The organism is Acinetobacter sp. 25-47-122 (assembly GCF_056779695.1).
Window position 1 is genome coordinate 42,592 of sequence record NZ_JBWYIJ010000007.1, and the last position, 21,435, is coordinate 64,026.

The following is a 21,435-nucleotide window of genomic DNA, read 5'->3' on the forward strand; positions in this document are numbered from 1 at the left end:
ACTAAATGTGATGCTTTGGACAAGTCAATCGCTTATTATAACGCATGATATTTTGAATATTTTTATTACTGATTAGGTGAGACAGCATGTCAGCATCAGATGCTCAGCAATCTGCAGATTTAAATGCACAAACCGTTTCAAGCATTGCACACTTAGCACGCTTGTCTTTGGATGACACTCAATCTGCTGAATATGCTCAAAGTTTGAATAAAATTTTAGGAATGATGGAAACCTTGAAAGGCATTGATACCGAAGGTGTTGAGCCACTAAAGAGTCCATTTGACCATCCGCAGCCATTACGTGAAGACGCTGTGTCTGAACAAAACCATCGTGAAGACTATCAAGCCGTTGCACCAGCTGTGCAAGACGGTTTGTATCTCGTTCCACGTGTAATTGAATAATTGTTCAGTTTTGCCCTATTTAAATTTTAGTTAAGAATTTTTCTCATGACAGATTTACATCGCTTATCGGTTCGTGAACTTATCGATGGTTTAGCAACCGCTAAATTCTCTTCACGTGAATTGACGCAACATTATTTAAACCGTATTGAAAAAATTGATGCGCAAGTCAAATCTTATGTCACTGTGACTGCTGAACAAGCATTGGCTCAAGCAGACGCAGCTGATGCAGCGATCAAAGCAGGTACAGCAACCGCTTTGACTGGTTTGCCTATTGCGCATAAAGATATTTTCTGTACGCAAGGCATTAAAACCACGGCTGGTTCTAAAATGCTAGACAACTTTATCTCTCCGTACGACGCAACCGTTGTAGCGAAAGGTAAAGCTGCGGGTCTAGTGACTTTAGGTAAAGTGAACATGGACGAATTTGCCATGGGCTCTACATCAGAGTCATCTTACTTTGGTGCAACGGCGAACCCTTGGGCGCTTGACCGTGTTCCGGGTGGTTCTTCAGGTGGTTCGGCTGCGGCAGTTGCAGCTGACCTTGCACCGTTTGCGACTGGTACAGATACAGGCGGTTCAATCCGTCAACCTGCATCTTTCTGTGGTCTTACAGGCTTAAAACCAACCTATGGTCGTGTATCACGTTTCGGTATGATTGCCTATGCATCATCACTTGACCAAGGCGGTCCAATGGCACGTTCGGCAGAAGACTGTGCGTACCTCATGAATGTGATGGCAGGACATGATGCAAAAGATTCAACCTCTGTACAAAAAGATGCTGATGACTACGTTGCAAACTTGAACTGCACGTCTGTAAAAGGATTACGCATTGGTATTCCAAAACAGTATTTTAATGTTGAAGGTTTAGCTGCTGACGTTAAAGCACGTGTTGAAGAATCTCTAAAAAAATTGGAAGAGATGGGCGCAACGCTTGTTGAAATTGACCTCAACATGACTGAGGCATATGTTCCAACCTATTACCTGATTGCCCCTGCTGAAGCATCTTCTAACTTGTCACGTTTTGACGGCGTACGTTATGGCTACCGCTGTGAAGATCCAAAAGACATCATGGACTTATATAAACGTTCTCGCTCTGAAGGTTTTGGTGCTGAAGTTCAACGCCGTATCTTGATTGGTACTTATGCGCTGTCTGCAGGTTATTACGATGCCTACTATGTCAAAGCACAAAAAGTACGTCGTTTAATCCAACAAGATTTCTTAAAAGCATTCGAGTCTGTTGACGTGATTGCTGCGCCTTCTGCGCCGACAACGGCGTATAAGATTGGTGCAAACCTTTCTCCAGTTGAAATGTACTTGGGCGATATCTATACCATCGCGGTCAACCTTGCTGGTCTTCCTGCGATTAACGCGCCTGTTGGTTTTGATCAAAATAATTTACCTGTTGGCTTACAGTTGATTGGTAACTACTGGTCAGAATCTCAATTGTTGTCTGTGGTGCACCAATACCAACAAGCAACTGATTGGCACACCAAACGCGCTGCAATTGCTGAGGAGAATGCATAATGGCGAAGAACAATGCAAAACCTAAGTCAAATTTGATTGATGGTTGGGAAGTCGTTATTGGTATTGAGATTCACACTCAACTTGCGACTAAATCTAAAATCTTTTCAGGTTCTTCAACTGAATTTGGTCAAGACCCAAATACACAAGCGAGCCTTGTTGATTTGGCAATGCCGGGCGTACTGCCTGTATTGAACAAAGAAGTGGTTGATCTTGCGATTCGCTTTGGTTTGGGTATCGATGCGTACATCGACCAAGCGTCTGTATTTGCACGTAAAAACTATTTCTACCCTGACTCTCCAAAAGGCTACCAAATCAGCCAAATGGACAACCCGATTGTGGGCTTGGGTCATATCGACATCCAACTTGAAGATGGTACAGTTAAACGCATTGGCGTGACACGTGCGCACCTTGAGGAAGATGCAGGTAAATCGATTCATGACCAATTTGAAGGGATGTCAGGTATCGACTTAAACCGTGCAGGGACACCACTTCTTGAGATTGTATCTGAACCAGATATGCGTTCGGTTGAAGAAGCAGTTGCTTACATTAAAGCGATTCACACCCTTGTGCGTTGGTTAGGCATCTCTGACGGTAACATGGCGGAAGGCTCTTTCCGTGCCGACTGTAACGTGTCTTTACGTCGTCCGGGTCAGCCGTTTGGTACACGTTGTGAATTGAAAAACCTCAACTCATTCCGTTTCATTGAACAAGCGATCAATGTTGAAATTGAACGTCAAATGGAAATCTTGGAATGGGATGGCACAATTGACCAAGAAACTCGTTTGTTCGACCCTGTGAAGATGGAAACACGTTCAATGCGTTCTAAAGAAGAAGCGAACGATTACCGCTACTTCCCTGATCCTGACTTGTTGCCTGTGATCATTGCAGATGAACAAATTGAAGCGATTAAAGCGACGATGCCTGAGCTTCCTGCTGCACGTCGTGCACGTTTCGTAGCAGACTTTGGTGTAACTGAGTACGATGCTCACGTATTGACGCTAACTCGTGAAATGTCAGAGTTTTATGAAGAAGTCGTAAAAGCTGCGGGCGGTGCTGCACAAGGTAAGATTGCTGCAAACTGGGTGATGGGTGAATTCTCAGGTGCTTTAAACAAAGCTGGCTTAGAATTGTCTGACTCTCCTGTAACGGCTGAGAAACTTGGCGGTATGATTGCACGTATTGTGGACAACACCATTAACGGTAAGATCGCGAAACAAGTATTCGGCTTTATGTGGGAAGAAGGCAAAACTGCGGACGAGATTATCGCTGAAAAAGGCTTGAAACAGGAAACTGATACAGGCGCAATTGAAGCAATTATTAAGGACGTGCTTGCAGCCAACGAGAAGATGGTTGAAGAGTATAAATCTGGTAAAGAGAAAGCCTTTAACGGTCTAGTTGGTCAAGTGATGAAAGCAGCGAAAGGTAAAGCTAACCCTGCGCAAGTGAATGAATTGATGAAGAAATTGATTGGTTAAGGCTAATCATTCTTAAAAAGAAAACCCGCTTTAGAGCGGGTTTTTTTAAACGTAATATTGATAAATACCATAAGCTAAAACGGCAAATCATCATCATTATGCTTAATAATATCTAAAATCAATGAATTATATTTTTTTGCATAATTAATTGATATTTTATCATTAAAATTTATGTAAAATCTTTCTTTTTCAAAAGAATAACTTGCTTCAGAAATTAAAGGAATTCTACTTTCAATCATATTAAGTATAGTGGCTAACTTGTCAGAGTATTGCAGTTTATAATCAATAATTAAATTATCAGTACTTAGAATAGCATCACGATTATCTGAATTAATATGATTTAAGTTTTTAATTTGTGATTCCAAAATGGTCATTTTATTTAAAACTTTTTCGATGGCTTCACTTTCACCAATAGACTTGTTTTCAACCCTAGCTACTTCGAACTTTCCGAAATAGCTTAAAAATGATTGATAATCTTCTCGTTGAGATGCTTCATAAGTTTTTAAAATCTTTTTACTTAAATCATCAATAAACTTTTCAACTGTACTATGTCTTAAATCTTTTCTGTAAGGCTCGTGCTGAATATTCCCTGTATCAAATGAATAGTCTGTTTTATCATCCTTGACAATCACAACAGGCTTGTTAAATGCTAATCGCATTCCCAATTCAAACATTACATTTGCATTTTTATTACTTACATCACAAACAATAATTGCATCGTTGTAAATATTATTAATGATTGAGCCATGAATAACTGTGCTTTCCTCTGAATCGCTTACGATACGAGGAATAAAACCTGCTTTCTCAATGGCTTTATGTAATATATGGCGTACATCAGACCAATGATCAGCGGTGTACTCAGTAGACATTGCTGCGATTGGCATAATGATGCCACAGGTCTGTTTAGTAGCTTTCTGATCTTTTAAAGATATTTCTTCCCCATTTTGAAGATCAATTTTTTTATTCATACTATTAACCAAAAATATTTTCTTAAAATAATATCTAAATTACTAATAATTAACTAGTTAATTATATTTTTATTACCCTCGCCCAAACCATCTCCCACAGGGAGAGGTTTTATTAATTTATTAAGCAAGATTTCAAGCATTGCTTTTAAATCGAAGCGCAAGTGATGAGAATCCTCAAAATATATTTTGAGTTCGCAAGGGAGAGGTAAAACAAAAAAATAAAAGAAAACACTGTTCTATTTTTCGATCTTCATTTGCCTGCTTTCACTCTTCTATACTGATTTCATCATCAATAAGAATGAAACAAATCATGAAATCAACAGTACTCAACGCCCAAAGCTACGGACAACCCGAAGTCCTCGAGTTTACAGACTACACATTCTCACCATTAAACCCTGACATGGCACGCATCCAAGTCAAAGCCGCAGGGATTAACTCCATTGATGCACGTCGCATGACAGGTGAATTCAAACATGCACAACTTCCACAAACCTTTGGAACTGAGTTTGCAGGTGTAATCGTAGACGTAGCTGAAAACAGTGCATGGAAAGTCGGTGACGAAGTGCTGGGTTCTGGTGGAGCATTTACCCATGCCACAGTGATAGACGTTCCCCTCGCCAATTTAGTCGCAAAACCTAAAAATCTGGAATGGTCGATTGCAGGCTCGATTGCAGGAGCAGCTCAAACTGCGATGACTATTTTAGATGAAATTGGTCCAATGCAAAGCTTATTGGTACACGGTGGATCAGGTGGTGTGGGATCAATCACCATTCAATTGGCAGTGAGTCGCGGCATTACAGTTGTGGCAACAGCATCAGCAAAAAACCAAGACTATATCCGCAGTTTAGGGGCGATTCCTGTCGTGTACGGCGAAGGTTTAATTGAGCGTCTGAAACAAGTCCACCCAGATCAATTTGATGCTTCGATTGATATGGCAGGTAACGAAGATGCCACTCAAGCCTCATTGGCTACAGTGAAAAATGGCGGATTTATGGGTACGATTGCAGGACGCAAACTCTCATCTGCTAAAATTCAAGCAGTATGGGTTAAACGTAATGTTTCCAATTTAAAACACGTGGTCGAAGGTGTTGCAAATAGTACCTTCAATTGGACAGTTAGTCGTGAATATCCTTTTACAGAAGCTCAGCAAGCCTATCGAGACATTTTAGAGGGACATACGCAAGGTAAAAGTGTACTGCTATTCAAATAATTTCTGTTCGTACAATGTGAAAAGGCAGGATATCATCCTGCCTTTTCTCTAGTTTGAATTATGATATTGAGTCGCTCTACCTTACATTCATCAATCGATAACTCATTTATTTAATTCCCATTTATTAAAATAAGAGATTAACGAATGATCCCAAGCTTGTTCCAAATATCAGGGGTGAGGAATGTCGTCACCAATTTATTTAAATCAATATAACGCACCACCCCTTTCAGCTGATTATTCACTTCAGGGTTTTTAATGATTTCTTCGCCTGCACTACGACCCAATGCTTGGAAACTTTCACCAACAGCTTGAATACCCTCAGCTTGAATCACCGCTTTGGTCTGTGTTGAACATTGTTCTACGATCACACGTTGCAAGACTTGCGCTAACTTTTGATCCAATGCAGTACGTTGTTCAGCACTGACATTACTAAAGCCTTTTAAATCAGGATGAGTAGACAGTGCTGAATATGTCCACTGTAGTACTGTCGTTTTATCAGCAGCGGTCGTCGACTTGACCAAACAATCACTCAATTGATCTACAGCTGCTCCCGCATTCGAAAATGTCGATACGCCCATGATCAAAGCCGATGCACACAGTGTACGTAAAGCAGTTTTATTCATTTTTAATGTCATCACTTAAACTCAATTTTCATCGTTGTCATTATGTTTTTGTTGTATCACATCCTGAACGCATTTCCCTACAGATTCACTGTAAAACAAGTAAGCACATGAAAATTTAGGTAGTAAATTTGCTAAATCATGCACATGAATGATCATATATTGACAATAAAGCTTCAAAACCAGTGGGAATAGACGTCAAATTCAAACTATCAATTTTTTAAATAGTTTTCACCAAAATATATAAATTGGATAAGTATTTAAAAATCAGTAATGATCTTATTCAGGGCAAAAAACTCGGAATTGAATCATGGAAAGAAGAATTAAGATTGCGCTCATTGGTGGTGGTATTGCTGGATTAGCTTTAATGACCAACCTGGTAAAAAATAAAAAATTTGATGTGCATTTATATGAGTCAGCAGCACAGTTTTCAGAAATTGGCGCAGGCATTTCATTTGGTGCCAATGCTGTTAAAGCAATTGAGCTTCTAGGCTTGGGTGAAGAATATCACGCCATTGCGGATACAGTTGCTGCGCCTTATCAAGATATCTGGTTCCAATGGCGTAATGGCTATACCGATGAATACCTATCGGCTTCAATCGCACCTCAAGTCGGTCAATCTTCAGTGCATCGTGCTGATTTTTTAGATGCACTTATTCCATTCGTTCCTTCACAAAATGCACATTTCAATAAACGTGTGCAATCTGTTGAAGCTTCGAGCGCTGGAGTACGTTTAACCTTTCAAGATGGTGAAGTGGTTGAAGCAGATTACGTGATTGGTTGTGATGGTATCCATTCTGTTGTGCGTGATCATGTATTGGCATCACATCAACTTCCAAAAGTCGATCCTCAGTTTTCAGGAACATGGGCTTATCGCGGCATTATCAAGTATTTAGATTTTAAACAGGTCATTGCAGAACTTGGACACGATCCTGAACTTGCAGATGTCCCACAAATGTTATTGGGGAAAGACAAACACATCTTAACTTTCCCTATTCGTAAAGGTGAAGAAATCAATATTGTTGCCTTTAAGTCAGATCGCAAGAATACAACTCTGCCAGAAGGGACTCCTTGGACACGACCAACAACCAAAACTGAAATGCTGGCTGATTTTGCGAATTGGAGTGAGAGCTGTCGCGCATTACTGAACTTAATTGAAAAGCCTACAATCTGGGCCCTTCATGAGATTGAGCCACTTAAGACCTATCAAAACAGCAAACACAATGTCATTTTGATTGGTGATGCAGCACATGCGATGTTGCCACACCAAGGAGCTGGTGCTGGTCAAGGTCTTGAAGATGCTTTAATTCTCTCTGCATTATTCAAACATCTGGAACATCACTCAGTGCAAATCTGCACTGAAGATCTTGCACAACTCTCTCATGTCTATGAGCAACTGCGTAAAGAGCGTGCCATTCGTGTACAAAATACGTCGCGCGAATCTGGTGAGATTTACGAATTATATTCACCCCTATATCCAGACTTTGACAGTGTAGGTCAACATTTGGCACACCGTTTTGATTGGTTATGGCAACACGATTTAGAGAAAGACGTTGAACTTGCACAACAACGCTTAGGCCAAGCAATAGAGAAACATCTCGTGGCTGAAGCCATATAAATAAGCAAAAACATTAACAGGACTGTTATCAACCGATTCATTGACCAGGGAGGTCTCCATGAATACGTTAAATGCAAATGAAATTATTGATCATGCCAAACTCAAAGCCATTCACTGGCGAGTCATCTTACTCAGCGCATTGATTATTATTTTTGATGGCTATGACTTAGTCATCTACGGTGTGGCATTGCCTAAACTCATGCAAGAATGGGCAATCGATCCAATGACGGCGGGCTTCTTAGGAAGTCTTGCCCTCTTTGGCATGATGTTTGGAGCCATCATTTTTGGCAGTATGAGTGACAAACTTGAAAAATATGGCTTTAGTCGAAAAAAACTGATTGCAGTTTGTATTGTCATTTTTAGTGGTTTTACCGTGATGTGTGGCCTAGCGAGCAATCCTCAAGAGTTCGGGATCTATCGCTTTATTGCTGGCTTAGGTCTAGGTGGCGTGATGCCTAACGTTATTACACTAATGACAGAGTATGCGCCTAAGCGTTTACGCTCCACCTTAGTGTCATTGATGTTTAGTGGTTACGCTGTAGGCGGAATGTGTTCTGCCATTTTAGGCATGTGGCTAGTACCGCAATTTGGCTGGAAAATCATGTTTATGATTGCAGGTATTCCACTCATTCTATTGCCAATCATTTGGAAGTTATTGCCTGAATCCATCGATTACTTGGTTCGTCAAAATAAGCATAAAGAAGCTGCTCACATCTTAGAACAAATTGACACAAATCTAAGAATTCCTGCTGATATGCGCATTAGTCTGCATCAAGAAAACCAAGAATCGTCTAAATCACCAGTGAAAGACTTATTTACTGAAAGTCGTGGTGTAACTACTGTTCTATTCTGGGCAAGTGTCTTTATGGCATTGGTATTGGTATACGCGCTTGGTAACTGGTTACCTAAACTGATGATGGAAGCTGGCTACAACCTCTCAACCAGTTTAGTGTTCCTATTTGCGCTCAATATTGGTGGTATGCTGGGTGCAATTTTTGGTGGTTTTTTTGCTGATAAATTCAGTTTACCTAAAGTTCTTTGTACCTTGTTTGTGAGCGGCGCAATTTCCCTATTCTTGTTAAGCTATAACTTGCCAACCATGGTGCTTTACTTCTGTGTAGCAGTCGCAGGTGCAGCATCGATTGGCGGACAAATTTTATTGTTGGCTTATATGTCACAGTATTATTCATCTAACATACGTGCGACAGGTCTAGGTATGGCACTTGGCGTAGGTCGTTTAGGCGCAATTTTGGGTCCAATCTTATGTGGATGGTTACTTAGCCTTAATTTGCCAGTGCAATATAATTTCATTGCCTTATCTATCCCTTGTATGATTGCAGTGATCAGTGTGACTGCGATCCATCTCCGCAATAAAAAAATTGCAGGCGCAGCAAACGACGTTAAAAACGTGGCTTATGAGTAGATGATTCATCAATAACATCTAAGTCATTAAAAATAAAAGAGAGAGTTAACTCTCTCTTTTTTTGTTACAGTGATTATTCGATATAGCGACTGTCTCTAAATATTTACAAGGAATGTAAAGTTGATCGATTTAAGTCTGATTAAAGTTTTTATTATTATTTATCAAACTCAAAATATCAGTCACGCCGCAGAGCGCTTGAATCTCAGCCAACCTTCCGTCACCTATAATTTAAATCGACTGCGGAAAATGCTGAATGATCAGCTTTTTGTACGTGACAAGTTTGGTGTTAAACCCACAAAGCTTGCACAAAGTCTTTATCCAAGTTTCTACGAAGCGATTGTTAAAATTGATATGGCGATTGATTCTGCCAAGCATTTTGACCCGTTAACCTCTTCAAAAGTATTTCGTTTAGGCATTTCTGATTTAGGAGAAATTTGTTTACTTCCCTCGCTGATTGAATATTTAGAACAACATGCTCCCAATATCAAACTTGAAATTGAGGAAATTCACTCTGAAAAAGTAGAGGAATGGCTGGTTGAAGGCTTTTTGGATGTGGCTGTTTTTAATAGCAGTCACACCATTATGCCAAATATTGAATCTCGAAATTTGTTTGAGGAGCGTTATGTTTGTATCGCAAACAGAGAGCATCCGCGCATACAACACAAGCTCAGCATGGAAGCGTATTTATCGGAAAAACATGTTGCGATCAAATCGAGTACTGGTCATATTGAAATTGATCAGCGTTTAAAAGAACTCGGTCATTCTCGTCAGATCATGCTTGAAGTCCCCCACTTCAGTGTTTTGCAGAACGTGGTAAAACACTCAGAACTTCTGGTTACTCTGCCTTCGAGAGCCGCGAAGGTTTATCAGCAGCATACGGATATACAAATTTTTGAACTCCCTTTTGAGGTTCGTCCATTCAATGTCAGTGTTAACTGGTATAACCATAAGGATGACTTAGACGCACGTAAGTGGTTTTGTAAGATTCTAAAAAATATTTTCAGCACGCTCTAAGTTCCCACTCAGACATAAAAAGGCTCGTCTATACGAGCCTTTTTTTAATAATTTAAATCCATGATGGGCACTACTTTTCCAAAATAGATTCAAATGCTTTTAGACGTTTACGGATAGAAAGTAGCTCAATAATCGTTTTCCACGAACTCACCAAGTATTGGAATGACTCACGAACACGATTGAATACACCCATAATTTGTTGGATCAATCCCAGTGTCAACAGGCCTGCTGCAATCGCGGGGAACAACACAAATAACATATAGAGATTGTCCAGTTGTCCATACCAACGTGCAAACAAGTTGAAATAGGCATAATGGAAATACAATTTAAAATAGTTAGCACGAATATTCTTAAAAAGTTGTTTTAAGGTTGCAGGTTGCGCACGATTTTCATGGTCTTCGCCGTATACCAACTCTTTACGATATGCCGCTTCCACTTTTTGATTATTAAATTCTAATCCTGGCAGTTTCATACCCACCACCATTAATAAGACAGTTCCAAATACCGCCCATCCAATCGCTGCCCATACTAAAGAATATTGCAACTCACCAATAAATGGTAAAACAGGCACTTTCGCAGACAATGCAAATAATAAAGGAAGAAAGGCAATTAACATCAGTACTGCACGTACTAACTCGACCCCTAAATCCTCAACGATCGTTGCAAAACGCATGGTGTCTTCCTGTACACGTTGCGAAGCACCTTCGATATGACGCAATTTCTCCCAATGCTGAACATAGTATTCGTTCATTGCTGTACGCCATCTAAAAATATAGTGACTGGTAAAGAATGCGCTGATGACCCCTGATGTCACTGAAATACTGGCCAAGCTGATAAAGGTCCATGATTCCGCATAGAGTTTATCCACCTCACCACCACCAGAATTTAAAATCTGTTGAATAGAATCCCAAAATGGTACATACCATGCATTCACAGCAACGCTGACTTGCACCGTTAACCAAATATTAAAAAGGATAAATGCAGAACCCCATACCGACCAACGCTGCCACGGATTGTCTGATTTTATTTTCCAAAACAGTGCAAATAAGGCGGTCGCCACCAAGAACCATAGATAGAACCACAAAAATTGCGGTGACCAAAAACGACTGATATTAATCGCAAGTTCAGCTTCTGCATAACCTTGAGGAAAACCTAAATATTCGCCCCATTGTTTTCCATCCGCAAAAAACCATAAAGCGAGATTAATAAAAAACCATAAGACGACAGAGAGAAAAAACCACTTTGGGTTCGGAAAAAATGACTTAAACATTCAGCGCTTATATCCCTAATTTTGTTTGAATGAATTTTCTGAATAGTAATCCTAATTCTGCTGAGTCTGTGCGTTTTTTAGAAATTTTTTGTTATATCTATTGCACGCTCAGGATTGTTGTAACATAAAAAAGCCCCGCAATGCAGGGCTTTTCATCGCCTTTAATTAATCGCGAGTTTTTACATCGTACAATTCAATTTCAAAGATTAGATTAGAATTGGCTGGGATAATATTCCCCATTTTACGCTCACCATAAGCCAAATGTGCAGGCACAATCAGTTTACGCTTACCCCCAACTTTCATTCCAATAATACCTTGATCCCAACCTTTAATGACACGACCTGTACCAATCACAGTCTCAAAGTAATTACCACGGTCTAATGATGAATCAAACTTCGTACCATCTTCCAACCAACCAGTATAATGAGTGGTAATTAAAGCACCTTTTACAGCCTCTTTACCTTCACCTACCACCAAGTCAATAATTTCTAATTCAGCCGTCATGTGCTTACTCCAAATTTAATCTTTAAAATCTTAGTGGCTTACTGTAATTGAGTCCACTCAATCTCAGCTTGACCTTGATCTGAAATCAATGTCCACTCGCCATCCATCACATTTAATTGCAGTTGCATTGTACGTTCGCACAATGCTTGGATTTGTGCCGTTGTTTTTTCACTGAGTTGCCAGATTTGCACATTTTTCAATGTTTTCAATTTACTGTTGCGCTTATACCATTCATCCACTGATGATCCATAAGTGACCACCGCAACTTCCTTACAACGCGCACTCGCTTTTTTTACTTTATCTTCGTCTGGACTACCCACTTCAATCCATTTTTCTAACTGACCTGTTAAATCTTTCTGCCAAAGTGCTGGCTCATCAGTTTCAAATAAATCTTTAGTAAATTCTAAATGCTCATCTGCAAAACGAGCATATGCCAATACTCGAACCATCAAACGTTCAATCGTTTCCGACGGATGTAGAGCCATCGTTAACTGATAGTCGCCATATTGATGAACATCCATATTGGCTATGTTTAAATCTGCTTTATAAATCGTCGCTTTTAACGCCATAAGGGGTATCCTCAAATTTGGTGCTAAGCATACCCGATTCAGCGTACATTGAGAAAATGCTTTTCAATCCGTCTGTATTCTTAGTTGAATAGTCTAACGATTTTATTGATCATCGATTCGCGCCTTAAGAATTGATTGCTCTAAATGCTCCCAATCTTGATTCTGCTGGGTTATCACTTCAATCCGATTATCCACATTCTCTTCGCCTGATTTGTAATTGAATTGATCAGGATTAAAATTGAATGTCATCCAACCTTGGTTGGTATTGAAGATGCCTTTAATACGTACCCAGTGTTTTAGCTCACAAAGGATGTCTAATAATTCATAAAAATCAAACTGCCAACGTTTTGGAAGCTTCCATCCTGCCACAATATACCCTTGAGCCTGTTCGACGTAATGATACGGCAGTTGCTTTACGGCTGGCATTTCCTCATCAGCTTTGAACTGACGTTGAACCTTGAATAAGGGTTTCATTGAACGCTGAATTCCTACATAAGGATAATCAATTTGTTCTAAGCGAATATTGCCTTGATCAGCTTCAAGCCAATGCTGAATATAAGCTAAATATTGTTGTTTTAAATCAGCCAATTGTTTTCGATCCATGTCATTCATGTCTGAAGCATGTGACACAACCACGACTTGAGCCGCTTTTAACTGATCTTGATATAAGCTTTGCTTCATCCAATCTGGGTCATGTAAACGAGATCCATCAATCACTGTGACTACAGAACGCATCTCAACTAGATGTTGCCAATGTGGTTCAGTCAACTGTTCAACCAATTGTGCAGGATGACCCAATCCTGTCGGCTCTATAAAGAGTCGATCTGGTTGGGATTCTTGTAATAACCGAGACAATGCAATTTGCATTGGCAATTGACTTGTACAACACAGACATCCACCCAATAGCTCTTTGATTTCATAGCCATCGTCATTTGGCAATAACTGTTGATCAACGCCAATTTGACCAAACTCATTCATCAATACAGCCCATCGCTCATTTTTAGGTTTAAATTTGAGAAGTTGTTGTAAAAGCGTGGTTTTCCCTGCACCTAAAAAACCTGTAATGATATGTGTAGGCACTGACTGAGTTGCAAGTACTTTCAAAATGAATCTCTGAATTTGAAGAGGTGTACGGATTCTTGTCGGAATTTATCTAAAACACAAGTCTAGGATAATTTTCCTCATAATTTATATGAATGCATGAATTCAAAAAGACTAAATGATTGGAATTAAATAGGATAAGTGAACTGTTGAATCAAAATTGAAAATATTTAAATCTATTTCACAGATCATTACTCTGAATTTAATTCAAAACTTCAATTTTGATTTTCTAATCGAATCTTTTCAAATGTAAAACTACGTAAAAAAATTGCTGTTTTTTTCTACACCATGACATATTTTTTGACAACTTTATGAGGCATATTGACTCTCATTAAGACAAAAAAACTACATTACACCTTGGTTTGTTAGTCGTGCGTTAACTATCGTGTTTCACTTTGTTGCATTGATTGCCCAATTGAGCTTCTGGACTTAGGATGAATTTCGTTGACTCGCTAACCGTATTAGATGCGATTCAGCTTTTAACATTTTACGCGATGATCTAGATTTAATTTCATATTCGCTTCTCTCCTCGGAAAGCTTATGAGATTAAATTCTAATTTATTTTATTGAATAAGGATGCCACTCATGAATTTAGTTAAAACTTTATTAGCAACTACACTTGCCTTCACAGCTTTCTCAACATTTGCTGCAACAGAAGCAAAAGATGAAAAAAAACAGGAAGTGTTGATTTCTTCTCAAGAACAACCAGTGAATGCTGAAACTACTGCTGCTGGTCAACCAACAGCTGCTCAACCGGGTACTGAGGTTGCAGCTGAAGAAGGTACTGAAGCTCCTGTAGCTCAACCTGCTCAGTAATTAATCAAAAATAAATTGACTGAATTTTAGACCAAGTCTTCCCCCGATGGCTTGATCTGATTAAAAGTAGAGCTTTGCTACAGCTCTACTTTTTTATGCCTGTTTTTTTTGAATAATTCTCTATAAATTACGATAAACACATATACATAATTCTCATAAAACGATATAAATAATATATAAATCACATATTTTAATCAAAAAGCCAATTTAGTTCTAAGCACGTAACATGAAAATGAAGAAATTTCTTGGGATATCTATACTCAGCCTATGGCTGGTTGCATGTTCCAAACCTTTACCAGAGGATAAACTGGATTATGTAGGACATTGGATTAGCGCGGACAGTCGTGTTCAATTGAATATTACTGCTAATGGTCGTATAGAATATAGTAACAATCAGCTCAGTAAAAAAACCGCCGTTTCAGCTCCAATTAAACAGTTTTCAGATACTGGATTTGAAACAGGTTTAGGTCCTATCAACACGAAATTTATTGTCACTCGTCAACCCTACAAGGATGCACAAGGCAACTGGTACATGATTGTCGATGGACATACCCTCGCCAAGCTACAAAATCCATAAAAAAAGACTTCACCATGTGAAGTCTTTTTTCTTAAACGGATTTCTTATATATGCTGCAAGAAGGATGATGATTTTCATTCAAACGAGCAATTTTACGGTGCTCAGCAGCTTCAAAACGACAACGTTTCCAGTCATTATCTAGGTTTAGCGGTGGAATTTGTTTTGGTTTCCCATTCTCATCCACAGCGACCATTGTGAAATAACAACTATTGGTATGTCGTACCGTACGTTTTTGAATATTTTGTGCTTCAACGCGGATCCCAATTTCCATTGAGGTACGCCCCACATGATTCACACTGGCTAAAAAAGTCACCAACTCACCCACGTGGATTGGTTCTTTAAAGTTCACTTTATCAACAGATAAAGTTACCACATAAGAACCTGAATATCGACTTGCACACGCATAAGCAACTTGGTCAAGCAGCTTTAAAATTGTTCCACCATGTACATTACCTGAGAAATTCGCCATATCCGGCGTCATTAATACAGACATCGTTAATTCAGACTGATCATCTGCAAGCGGTAACGCTTGGTTAAATTCGGACATAAATATTAGAACTCAATCATGACAGGAGATTTAATACACTATTATAACTTTTTTCTTGATTATAAAATGTTTAAATCAGAAACAAACTCCAATAATTTCAAGACTTGATAGCTTAAAAGTATCAGAGGAAATCATTCACTCTCTGAAGCTATGATAAATTTGCTTAAAATTTATTCATCTTTGACTAAACGAAGCATCTCAGCAGAAATATTATCGTATTTTAACTTTAACGATGCTTGATTCTTGACTTGGATTTCATAAGTTTCATCATAGTTAATTCGTATTATTTCGAATGTAATATCTGAATTTGACGCTAAATAAACAATTTGACCAACTTGAAAAACTGACACACTACACCTTAATTTATATTTCATCTTTTTAAGGGTTAGATAAAGTACTAACCCTCGTTTTTATCACCCCAATATACCAATCATTCAATTTATAACAATGATTTTACTTATTTTTTATAAATATTTTATGAGACAATTAAGATCTGATTTAATTTAGCAATTTAAACAAACAGCTCTTTTACTATCATCATGGGCAGGATACTGATGAGCATCATATTGTCCTATCGTCCGATGACGTACCTGTTCTAATAAACTAACCTTATTCAATGCTGCAGTCATACCTGCTTGAATCGTATTTTCACGACCCTTAACATCAAAGATATGTGCTTTTTCTCTTAGATCTGGCTGTATCACAATATCTGCATTTTTTAGCTCGTTATACGCGATCTTATTTTGCATAATATTTATATTTTGATTAAACATCCCCCACACATTCGAGGTTTCCGTGTGCTCTGGCTGGGCCAAAATATCAACAGCAATGACAATATCTGCCCCTAATTCTCTCGCCACATTGACTGGTACAGGGCTCACTAAACCGCCATCAACATAATCCTTATCAGCAATTTTTACGGGAATAAACATGCTTGGAATAGAGATAGAAGCTCTCACTGCTTGCCCAGTATTACCATAGTTAAATACTGTTAAATTTCCATTTTTTAACTCTGTTGCCACCACATACATTGGAATAGGAAGCTGTTCTAAGGGCATAAAGTCCACTTGTTTATTGACATAGTTCTCAACCTTAGCGCCATCAAAAAATCCTTGAATACCAATGTTAAAATCACGTACATCACTGACTTGCATATTTAATGCAACTTCACGTAACGATTTTGCTGATTTTCCACTGGCATATATTGACCCGACTATACTCCCTGCGCTGGTACCAACAATAAAATCAGGCTTGATTCCACGTTGCTCTAAAACTTCTATGACGCCAATATGCGCATAGCCTCGCGCTCCCCCACTCCCAAGCACCAATGCGATACTTGGAGCATCAGTTTTCTTATGCTTATTTTTAATGATATGAGATGAAGCATCCACCAAAGGTGTAGACACAGATTTTGAAAGCTGAGCTTTGGCTACAACCTGTTGACAGCCTTGTAAGCAAATCAAAGATAAGAGGGAAATCAGGAGTACAAACTTCTTCATTGCATCAGAAATTAAAAATCTAAACTGAATGAAAGCATATCATTGACAGGTCGTCTGTATGAATTTTTTATGACAAAAAGCCCCAGATGAGGGGCTTTTTGTAAATGACACTTTCTTAAAAAATCTTCAGATTAAGCAAAGAATTTTAGAATCATCTGAATCACTGTTGCGTTGATTAAGTCAACAAAGAAGGCGCCACATAAAGGTACTATTAAGAATGCTTTATGTGAAGGACCATACATATTTGTAATCGCCTGCATGTTTGCAACTGCTGTTGGTGTTGCTCCCATACCGAAACCACAGTGACCTGCTGCAAGAACTGCTGCATCGTAGTTTTTACCCATCACACGGAAAGTGACAAATGCTGCGTACAATGCCATAGTTAAGGTTTGAGCTGTTAAGATCACAACCAATGGGCCTGCAAGATCAGCCAATTGCCACAACTTAAGTGAAAGAAGTGCCATTGCTAGGTATAACGATAACGAGGCATTACCAAATACATCAATTGCACGATCGAAGATTTCCACTTTCATGAGACCTTCGAGGATGTTACGCAGGATAACACCACCACCTAATGCCCAAACGAAAGTTGGAAGCTCAAACCAAGTGCCTTTACTATAACCTGTCATAAATTCAGCAAATGCCAAACACGCAGCAAATAAACCTAATGTGGTAATCGCATTATCCGCAGTGATTAAACGAACTTGATTACGGTTTTCAAAAGGCACAAACTCGCCTTGATCATTCGGATTTGCAATTGCATTCGCATCACGTGTGTCTTTTTCAACCGAATTCGTCACTGGTGATGAGAGCTGGTGCTTATTAATCAATAATTTTGCTAATGGACCACCAATCAAACCACCAATAATCAAACCAAATGTCGCACTTGCCATACCCAGTGCTAAAGCACCTTGAATACCATGCTCTACTTCTAAAATCTCACCCCATGCACCAGCAGTACCATGACCACCAGTTAAGGTAATAGAACCTGCAATTAAACCAATAAGTGGATCAATACCAAGTAACGTTGCAAGGCTCATACCGACAAAGTTTTGTACGATAATAAATGATGCGACACAGATCAGGAAGATCACCAGTCCCATACCACCTTCTTTGAGTTTGGCGAAGTTTGCACTCAAACCAATCGACGCAAAAAACACCAACATGAAACTGGTTTGCAATTCACTACTCGTAGTAATGCTGTAACCCCACAAATTGTGAACAATTAACGAAACTATGGCAGCCACCAAACCACCAGCTACAGGCTCTGGGATATTATATTTTTTTAAGAAGTCGATTTTGTTGACAAGAAAACGGCCAAGCAATAAAACTATTACTGCAGCAATTAACGTGTAAAAAGCGTTAAAAGTAAATTCCATCATTAATTCTCAGCAAATACAGATGACTGTTAATTCATATTATGCTTGTTTTTTAATCAATAAGATTTATTTCGAATCTCACATCCAAAAATAAACATATCCTTATTCAATATTGATTATCTAAAAGACTAGATAAAATTTTTAATTGAGTAACAATATATTAATTCCTCGATTTCATTGGATTCAATCTTGTTAATAAAAAACATACACTTTTCAAAATAAATCAGTAGCACAAAACGCACTCTATTCTTAGACATGCGTTTTGCTAGATACAATTGATTTATGGCTCAAACAAACACTTAAATATGTTTTAGTGAACTTAAAATGATTAAGAAATTCCTGATGATCAGGACTGCTCACTGTTTAAGCCGAACATTATGCACTTTTTTTTATAATTCGCATTACTTTTGTTTATTCAATCAGCAAAATTCAGACATTCTTTAGTCTGAACTGATGAATGACAAGTGAAAAAAACCGAGACTATGCTCGGTTTTTTATAAATCATGCTTAGAAGCTGTATTTCGCCATTAGGCCTACACGGTCATCATTATAGCTCTGACCTGCGAAAGTCTCACGCTTACCATTGATATATTCAACACCTAGATCAACAGGTTTCACAGGTGTGTAAATGAAGTTAATCCAGGCTTGTTGAACAGTTTCATTTGCACTTGGGTTAGTTTTAGCATATCCCGTGCTGTCATCAGCATAATGTGCGCCATAAGCCAGTGTTGAGCGTAACTGAGGTGAGAACTTATATGTAGCACCCACTTGCGTTGCAATAAACTCATTTTGTTCAATGTTGTTATTTGCATCGACAACATAAGCACTATTTGAGCCATATAAATAGTTGCTGTTTCCTTTTACATAAGACACGTCAGCAGATACTTTGAGTGGTTCGCTAATTTGGTAATTTGTACCGATCGCTACACCAAAACCAGTCTTATCATCACCAGCGGTATCAGATTTATAATTTTCGATTAAGGCACGAGCTGAAGCATTACCTTTACCCTCTGCATAAGCTTGCGTGACTTTTGCAGTTAAAGTTGGAAGACGGTATTTAATACCATCTCCAGTAGAATTACCCTCTTCAGCTGAAATAAATAATTGAGTTGTTGGCGCTAATTTGTGAGACCAACGCACTTGCGGTAAACGGTTTGTTCCGCCACCAATGTTGGTACCAAAATCGATCATTTCTGGAGCATGATTTGACAAGAAGTTTGAAGTAGTTTGACCGAATAACCAATTATTTAGTGTTAAATACGCATGACGAATACGTAATGCTTCATTTGAGCCTGCAAAGTCCACTTCTACTTTACCACCAACGTCTGCCCCTTCTACTTTAGATTTGAAATCTAAACCAAGACGTGTTGTTTTAGCCGTTGCACGTAATTTATCTTCAACTAACGGATTATTACTCGTTCCAACGCTGTTTACAGCATTAAAGTCATTGTCAGCACCTTCAATGATATAGTTCGCATCCCCACGTACAAAACCATATAGATTCACTTCAGCACCTGCTTTAGTTTTCAAGTTTGTAGGCGCTGCTGCTACTGGTTGAGCTTTAACTTCAGCCAATTGTACTTGCTGCTGTTGTTGTACTTGATGTTGCTGTTGAATTAAAGCTTTTAACGCTTCAACTTCTTGGCGTAATTTTTGAATTTCATCTTTTTCAGTCGCTGCTTGTGCAGTAGAAACTGCAAAAGTTGCAACTGCGATTGCTAAACTTTTCTTTAAAAATGTTTGATGTTTTGATTGACTCATTAAAAATCTCCAATTATTTCATCTTACATCCGTGCATATATGCTTGGTCAACCTGCTGAATCCCAATCACAACGTTTGATTAATTTAAAATAATCAACGATGCACTAAACTGCTTTTTTTAAAATTTGATGAATTGATTAAAATAAATACGTAACATAATGTGTATTCGTTGTAACTTAATCTAGCAACTTATGTTTCATAATTAAATGTTTTTTATTGTCAAAACCAATTTTCTCAATCACAATTTCTGATGATGAATTGAAAAAAGTTTATATCTGTATAATTTATAAAATCTTTATTTAAAAGCATATTCAAAATTATACCTTAGTCGTAGAGACATCATTGATCATCCAAAATTATTCAAATAGGAGTTGCAATGTCCACAGAACATACTCAAGCCGTTGATGAAGTGATCACTGGCCGCCAATCTATACGTGCCTTTTTAGATCACCCCGTAGACACAAAACTTATCCAAGAAATCTTAGAAGTCGCATCAAGAGCACCTTCTGGCACAAATACTCAACCCTGGAAAGTCTATGTGGTGACAGGCGCACGTCGTCAACGGTTAATTGATCAAGTTTGTCATGCACAAATGCAACTTTATCAAAACCCTGAACTTGCTCAACAATACACAGAGACTTATGCTTATTATCCAGAAACATGGATTTCCCCGTATATCGATCGTCGTCGTGAAAATGGTTGGGGACTTTATGGATTGCTGGGCATTCAAAAAGGTGAAAAGGAGAAGATGGCTGCACAACATCTTAGAAACTATCAATTGTTTGATGCACCTGTTGGCATTTTCTTTACCGTGGATAAAGCCATGGGCATTGGCTCTAAAATGGATATTTCCATGATGATTCAAAATGTTATGCTTGCAGCAAAAGCACGTGGTTTAGATACATGCCCTCAAGCGGCATGGAATCATTTTCATCAAATCGTCACTGATGTTCTGGATGCTCCTGCCAACGAAGAACTCGTTTGTGGGATGGCTTTAGGCTATGCCGACCCAGATGCGCTTGTGAATACTTTCAGAACACCTCGAGTTCCAGTTGAAGAGTTTGCTGTTTTCTTGGAAGACTGATTTTTTAAGGATTAAAACGCTCATTCAGTTAGGGTGGTTTTATAAAGACAAACAGTTAATTTCAAGCATATAATT

21 protein-coding genes are annotated in these 21,435 nt (G+C 38.6%); 10 read left to right on the top strand and 11 right to left on the bottom strand.

Annotation, left to right across the window (positions count from 1 at the left end; translation table 11 throughout):
* Positions 1–86: 86 nt before the first annotated feature.
* Genes gatC through gatB form a run of 3 tightly spaced genes read left to right on the top strand, consistent with a single transcriptional unit; the run spans position 87 to position 3,400 of the window.
* Positions 87–401 (top strand): Asp-tRNA(Asn)/Glu-tRNA(Gln) amidotransferase subunit GatC, encoded by a 315-nt coding sequence (gene gatC, locus AC1M9P_RS07915; protein ID WP_180028088.1) that lies wholly within the window; start codon positions 87–89, stop codon positions 399–401.
* A gap of 45 nt (positions 402–446) precedes the next feature.
* The gene (gene gatA / locus AC1M9P_RS07920) at positions 447–1,925 is read left to right on the top strand and encodes an Asp-tRNA(Asn)/Glu-tRNA(Gln) amidotransferase subunit GatA (RefSeq protein WP_481587257.1); all 1,479 of its coding nucleotides are present in this window, start codon (positions 447–449) and stop codon (positions 1,923–1,925) included.
* Positions 1,925–3,400, top strand: a complete 1,476-nt coding sequence (gene gatB, locus AC1M9P_RS07925; protein WP_481587258.1) for an Asp-tRNA(Asn)/Glu-tRNA(Gln) amidotransferase subunit GatB — start codon at positions 1,925–1,927, stop codon at positions 3,398–3,400. The genes gatA and gatB overlap by 1 nt, the downstream gene beginning before the upstream one ends.
* 74 nt (positions 3,401–3,474) lie before the next feature.
* Here gatB and AC1M9P_RS07930 read toward each other — a convergent pair whose 3' ends face one another.
* On the bottom strand, positions 3,475–4,368 hold the full coding sequence (locus tag AC1M9P_RS07930; protein WP_179998581.1) for a hypothetical protein: 894 nt from the start codon (positions 4,366–4,368) through the stop codon (positions 3,475–3,477).
* A 310-nt stretch (positions 4,369–4,678) separates the two neighbouring features.
* On the opposite strand from AC1M9P_RS07930, the gene AC1M9P_RS07935 reads away from it, so the two are divergent.
* The gene (locus AC1M9P_RS07935; RefSeq protein ID WP_481587259.1) at positions 4,679–5,578 is read left to right on the top strand and encodes an NADP-dependent oxidoreductase; all 900 of its coding nucleotides are present in this window, start codon (positions 4,679–4,681) and stop codon (positions 5,576–5,578) included.
* Between the two features lie 137 nt (positions 5,579–5,715).
* Here the strand turns inward: AC1M9P_RS07935 and AC1M9P_RS07940 are convergent, their stop codons facing one another.
* On the bottom strand, positions 5,716–6,201 hold the full coding sequence (locus tag AC1M9P_RS07940; RefSeq protein ID WP_481587260.1) for a hypothetical protein: 486 nt from the start codon (positions 6,199–6,201) through the stop codon (positions 5,716–5,718).
* A gap of 307 nt (positions 6,202–6,508) precedes the next feature.
* Between AC1M9P_RS07940 and salA the strand changes: the two genes are divergently transcribed.
* The 3 genes from salA to AC1M9P_RS07955 all read left to right on the top strand — a co-directional run bounded on the left by salA (position 6,509) and on the right by AC1M9P_RS07955 (position 10,253).
* On the top strand, positions 6,509–7,816 hold the full coding sequence (gene salA, locus AC1M9P_RS07945) for a salicylate 1-monooxygenase (RefSeq protein WP_481587261.1): 1,308 nt from the start codon (positions 6,509–6,511) through the stop codon (positions 7,814–7,816).
* Positions 7,817–7,874: 58 nt separating this feature from the next.
* On the top strand, positions 7,875–9,239 hold the full coding sequence (locus AC1M9P_RS07950) for an aromatic acid/H+ symport family MFS transporter (protein ID WP_481587262.1): 1,365 nt from the start codon (positions 7,875–7,877) through the stop codon (positions 9,237–9,239).
* A gap of 123 nt (positions 9,240–9,362) precedes the next feature.
* On the top strand, positions 9,363–10,253 hold the full coding sequence (locus AC1M9P_RS07955; RefSeq protein ID WP_481587326.1) for a LysR family transcriptional regulator: 891 nt from the start codon (positions 9,363–9,365) through the stop codon (positions 10,251–10,253).
* A 70-nt stretch (positions 10,254–10,323) separates the two neighbouring features.
* Here AC1M9P_RS07955 and sbmA read toward each other — a convergent pair whose 3' ends face one another.
* From sbmA to AC1M9P_RS07975, 4 genes are all read right to left on the bottom strand, one after another.
* On the bottom strand, positions 10,324–11,523 hold the full coding sequence (sbmA, locus tag AC1M9P_RS07960; protein ID WP_035268365.1) for a peptide antibiotic transporter SbmA: 1,200 nt from the start codon (positions 11,521–11,523) through the stop codon (positions 10,324–10,326).
* A gap of 165 nt (positions 11,524–11,688) precedes the next feature.
* On the bottom strand, positions 11,689–12,027 hold the full coding sequence (locus tag AC1M9P_RS07965) for an FKBP-type peptidyl-prolyl cis-trans isomerase (protein ID WP_035268363.1): 339 nt from the start codon (positions 12,025–12,027) through the stop codon (positions 11,689–11,691).
* 38 nt (positions 12,028–12,065) lie between these two features.
* Entirely contained in the window at positions 12,066–12,596 is a 531-nt protein-coding gene (locus tag AC1M9P_RS07970; protein WP_035268360.1) for a YaeQ family protein, read from the bottom strand.
* Between the two features lie 102 nt (positions 12,597–12,698).
* Complete coding sequence (locus tag AC1M9P_RS07975) at positions 12,699–13,700, bottom strand: CobW family GTP-binding protein (RefSeq protein WP_481587263.1); 1,002 nt, start codon at positions 13,698–13,700, stop codon at positions 12,699–12,701.
* A gap of 582 nt (positions 13,701–14,282) precedes the next feature.
* Between AC1M9P_RS07975 and AC1M9P_RS07980 the strand changes: the two genes are divergently transcribed.
* Together AC1M9P_RS07980 and AC1M9P_RS07985 are read left to right on the top strand one after the other, a co-directional pair.
* A complete protein-coding gene (locus AC1M9P_RS07980) occupies positions 14,283–14,513 on the top strand; it encodes a hypothetical protein (protein ID WP_035268355.1) in 231 nt (76 codons plus the stop codon).
* Positions 14,514–14,739: 226 nt separating this feature from the next.
* A complete protein-coding gene (locus AC1M9P_RS07985) occupies positions 14,740–15,090 on the top strand; it encodes a hypothetical protein (RefSeq protein ID WP_481587264.1) in 351 nt (116 codons plus the stop codon).
* 31 nt (positions 15,091–15,121) lie between these two features.
* Here AC1M9P_RS07985 and AC1M9P_RS07990 read toward each other — a convergent pair whose 3' ends face one another.
* The 5 genes from AC1M9P_RS07990 to AC1M9P_RS08010 all read right to left on the bottom strand — a co-directional run bounded on the left by AC1M9P_RS07990 (position 15,122) and on the right by AC1M9P_RS08010 (position 20,276).
* Positions 15,122–15,637: an acyl-CoA thioesterase gene (locus AC1M9P_RS07990; RefSeq protein WP_179998589.1), complete on the bottom strand. Its 516-nt coding sequence runs from the start codon at positions 15,635–15,637 to the stop codon at positions 15,122–15,124.
* A 170-nt stretch (positions 15,638–15,807) separates the two neighbouring features.
* On the bottom strand, positions 15,808–15,987 hold the full coding sequence (locus tag AC1M9P_RS07995; RefSeq protein WP_035268348.1) for a hypothetical protein: 180 nt from the start codon (positions 15,985–15,987) through the stop codon (positions 15,808–15,810).
* Positions 15,988–16,140: 153 nt separating this feature from the next.
* Positions 16,141–17,136: a patatin-like phospholipase family protein gene (locus AC1M9P_RS08000; RefSeq protein WP_481587265.1), complete on the bottom strand. Its 996-nt coding sequence runs from the start codon at positions 17,134–17,136 to the stop codon at positions 16,141–16,143.
* Between the two features lie 131 nt (positions 17,137–17,267).
* A complete protein-coding gene (gltS, locus tag AC1M9P_RS08005; RefSeq protein WP_180028146.1) occupies positions 17,268–18,515 on the bottom strand; it encodes a sodium/glutamate symporter in 1,248 nt (415 codons plus the stop codon).
* 507 nt (positions 18,516–19,022) lie between these two features.
* Positions 19,023–20,276, bottom strand: coding sequence for a DcaP family trimeric outer membrane transporter (locus AC1M9P_RS08010; RefSeq protein WP_481587266.1), 1,254 nt, complete (start codon positions 20,274–20,276; stop codon positions 19,023–19,025).
* Positions 20,277–20,652: 376 nt separating this feature from the next.
* Here AC1M9P_RS08010 and AC1M9P_RS08015 point away from each other — a divergent pair, with 376 nt between their 5' ends.
* Complete coding sequence (locus tag AC1M9P_RS08015; RefSeq protein ID WP_481587267.1) at positions 20,653–21,360, top strand: nitroreductase; 708 nt, start codon at positions 20,653–20,655, stop codon at positions 21,358–21,360.
* The last annotated feature ends 75 nt before the right edge of the window (positions 21,361–21,435 follow it).

Bases quoted from the DNA above. Each gene is read 5' to 3' on its own strand.
- gatC (WP_180028088.1), top strand. From the start codon at position 87: ATGTCAGCATCAGATGCTCAGCAATCTGCAGATTTAAATGCACAAACC.
- gatA (WP_481587257.1), top strand. From the start codon at position 447: ATGACAGATTTACATCGCTTATCGGTTCGTGAACTTATCGATGGTTTA.
- gatB (WP_481587258.1), top strand. From the start codon at position 1,925: ATGGCGAAGAACAATGCAAAACCTAAGTCAAATTTGATTGATGGTTGG.
- AC1M9P_RS07930 (WP_179998581.1), bottom strand. From the start codon at position 4,368: ATGAATAAAAAAATTGATCTTCAAAATGGGGAAGAAATATCTTTAAAA.
- AC1M9P_RS07935 (WP_481587259.1), top strand. From the start codon at position 4,679: ATGAAATCAACAGTACTCAACGCCCAAAGCTACGGACAACCCGAAGTC.
- AC1M9P_RS07940 (WP_481587260.1), bottom strand. From the start codon at position 6,201: ATGAATAAAACTGCTTTACGTACACTGTGTGCATCGGCTTTGATCATG.
- salA (WP_481587261.1), top strand. From the start codon at position 6,509: ATGGAAAGAAGAATTAAGATTGCGCTCATTGGTGGTGGTATTGCTGGA.
- AC1M9P_RS07950 (WP_481587262.1), top strand. From the start codon at position 7,875: ATGAATACGTTAAATGCAAATGAAATTATTGATCATGCCAAACTCAAA.
- sbmA (WP_035268365.1), bottom strand. From the start codon at position 11,523: ATGTTTAAGTCATTTTTTCCGAACCCAAAGTGGTTTTTTCTCTCTGTC.
- AC1M9P_RS07965 (WP_035268363.1), bottom strand. From the start codon at position 12,027: ATGACGGCTGAATTAGAAATTATTGACTTGGTGGTAGGTGAAGGTAAA.
- AC1M9P_RS07970 (WP_035268360.1), bottom strand. From the start codon at position 12,596: ATGGCGTTAAAAGCGACGATTTATAAAGCAGATTTAAACATAGCCAAT.
- AC1M9P_RS07980 (WP_035268355.1), top strand. From the start codon at position 14,283: ATGAATTTAGTTAAAACTTTATTAGCAACTACACTTGCCTTCACAGCT.
- AC1M9P_RS07985 (WP_481587264.1), top strand. From the start codon at position 14,740: ATGAAAATGAAGAAATTTCTTGGGATATCTATACTCAGCCTATGGCTG.
- AC1M9P_RS07990 (WP_179998589.1), bottom strand. From the start codon at position 15,637: ATGTCCGAATTTAACCAAGCGTTACCGCTTGCAGATGATCAGTCTGAA.
- AC1M9P_RS08000 (WP_481587265.1), bottom strand. From the start codon at position 17,136: ATGAAGAAGTTTGTACTCCTGATTTCCCTCTTATCTTTGATTTGCTTA.
- gltS (WP_180028146.1), bottom strand. From the start codon at position 18,515: ATGGAATTTACTTTTAACGCTTTTTACACGTTAATTGCTGCAGTAATA.
- AC1M9P_RS08010 (WP_481587266.1), bottom strand. From the start codon at position 20,276: ATGAGTCAATCAAAACATCAAACATTTTTAAAGAAAAGTTTAGCAATC.
- AC1M9P_RS08015 (WP_481587267.1), top strand. From the start codon at position 20,653: ATGTCCACAGAACATACTCAAGCCGTTGATGAAGTGATCACTGGCCGC.